This is a genomic window from Sulfitobacter sediminis (genome assembly GCF_040811725.1).
In the GTDB taxonomy this organism is placed as follows: domain Bacteria; phylum Pseudomonadota; class Alphaproteobacteria; order Rhodobacterales; family Rhodobacteraceae; genus Sulfitobacter; species Sulfitobacter sediminis.
This window is the reverse complement of sequence record NZ_JBFNXX010000090.1, coordinates 1-1,269: the sequence shown is the minus strand read 5'-3', so window position 1 is coordinate 1,269 and position 1,269 is coordinate 1. Positions and strand designations below refer to the sequence as shown.

Annotated in this window: 1 protein-coding gene; it reads left to right on the top strand. The window is 57.3% G+C overall.

Translation table 11 applies throughout. From position 1 onward, the window contains the following. The first annotated feature begins 64 nt into the window (after window positions 1–64). Window positions 65–1,242, top strand: a protein-coding gene (locus tag AB2B41_RS23280) for an IS3 family transposase (RefSeq protein ID WP_420014325.1) whose coding sequence is annotated in 2 segments (ribosomal slippage) — window positions 65–311 and window positions 311–1,242 — 1,179 coding nt in all. Because the reading frame shifts where the segments join, the coding sequence is not laid out codon by codon here. The last annotated feature ends 27 nt before the right edge of the window (window positions 1,243–1,269 follow it).

Here is a 1,269-nt window from a genome sequence, read left to right as displayed (position 1 = left end):
TGACCCAGCCCCCTGAAATCAGGCCACTGAGGTGTTAGTAATCCGTCCAAGCAAAGGATGGACTATGAAACGCAGATTTTCAGATGAGCAGATCATTGGGATGATCAAGGAGTACGAGGCAGGGGTGAAAGCGCAGGACCTGTGTCGGAAGTACGGGATCAGTGATGCTACGTTCTACAAATACAAGGCCAAGTTTGGCGGGATGAACGTGTCTGACGCCAAGAAGCTACGGGCGCTTGAGGATGAGAACAACCGTCTTAAGCGGATGCTGGCGGACGCGATGTTGGATAACGCCGCGCTGAAAGACCTCGCGACAAAAAACTACTGACGCCTGATGTGAAGCGCAGGGCCGTGTCGGACGTAATGGATCGGCACGGCCTGTCTGAGCGTCGGGCGTGTAAACTGGCTGATCTTCCCCGATCAGTCTTTCAATATAAGAAGCAGGATCAGGGCGATGAGGCCCTGCGCAAGCGGCTGCGTGAACTGGCGAATGAACGCCGCAGGTTCGGCTATCGCCGTTTGGGCATCCTGCTGGCTAGGGAAGGCTTTGAAGTGAACCACAAGAAGCTGTTCCGGCTGTATCGGGAAGAAGGGCTGGCGGTGCGCCGTAGGCGGTCGCGCAAGCGGGCTTTGGGCACGCGTAGACCTATTCTGGTTCCGGATCGCGCCAATCAGCGCTGGTCCTTGGACTTCGTGTCTGACGCCTTTGAGGATGGCCAGCGGTTCAGGGTGCTATGCGTCGTGGATGATTGTACGCGCGAGGCGCTGGCAACCGTCGTTGATCGTTCCCTGTCTGGTGCCCGCATGACACGTGAACTGGATACCCTGATCCGCAGGCGGGGCCAGCCGGACATGATTGTCAGCGATAATGGGACTGAAATGACTTCTCATGCCGTTCTGAGGTGGTGCCAGGACATCGGCGTTCGCTGGCATTACATCGCGCCCGGCAAACCCATGCAAAACGCCTTCGTGGAAAGCTTCAATGGCCGATTACGGGATGAATGTTTGAACGAACACATCTTTAGCAGCCTCGCCGAAGCCCGGAAGATCATCGAGAACTGGAGGATCGATTACAACACACAGAGACCACACACATCGCTTGGCGGGCTGGCCCCGGCCGTCTACGCCAATCTCAACCGTGCCACTCGGCCTGCCTCGCTTGAGCTCCGCAAGGGCTCCGCTCAGCAGGCCTTGACCGCAACCGTATCAACAGAAAGAAACAGGAACGGATTCTACACCTGATCGGCCCGGATCAGGGGGCTGGGTCAA